The sequence below is a fragment of the Pseudomonas sp. SZ57 genome (assembly GCF_009495975.1).
GTDB classification, from domain to species: Bacteria; Pseudomonadota; Gammaproteobacteria; order Pseudomonadales; family Pseudomonadaceae; genus Aquipseudomonas; species Aquipseudomonas syringae.
On record NZ_WIBD01000072.1, the window covers coordinates 1 to 265 of the forward strand.

A 265-nucleotide genomic window follows, 5' to 3' on the forward strand; every position below is an offset into this window, starting at 1 on the left:
TCGAACGCTAGGAAGCTCTCGCCCTCCCATGCGCGCGTGACGATGTTGTAAGGCGCGGCAAGGTGGACGATGTACATGCCGAATAACGCCCGCGTGCGTTCGTCGTTGTCTTCTCTAAACAAAACCGCCAGTCGTAATGACTGGCGGTTGTAGTAGCTGGATATGGCGGACAGCGCGTGTTCGTCCGTGTCCGCGTCCCCGATGATCTCGGAGAGCGGCGGAATGGGCAGCGGTGGCTCACCTGACAGCACACGGTTATCGAAGT

Annotated in this window: 1 protein-coding gene; it reads right to left on the reverse strand. The window is 59.2% G+C overall.

Annotation, left to right across the window (positions count from 1 at the left end; all coding sequences use genetic code 11):
* The coding region (locus tag GE543_RS27210; RefSeq protein WP_178118682.1) for a hypothetical protein at positions 1 to 265 on the reverse strand (265 nt) is incomplete at both ends.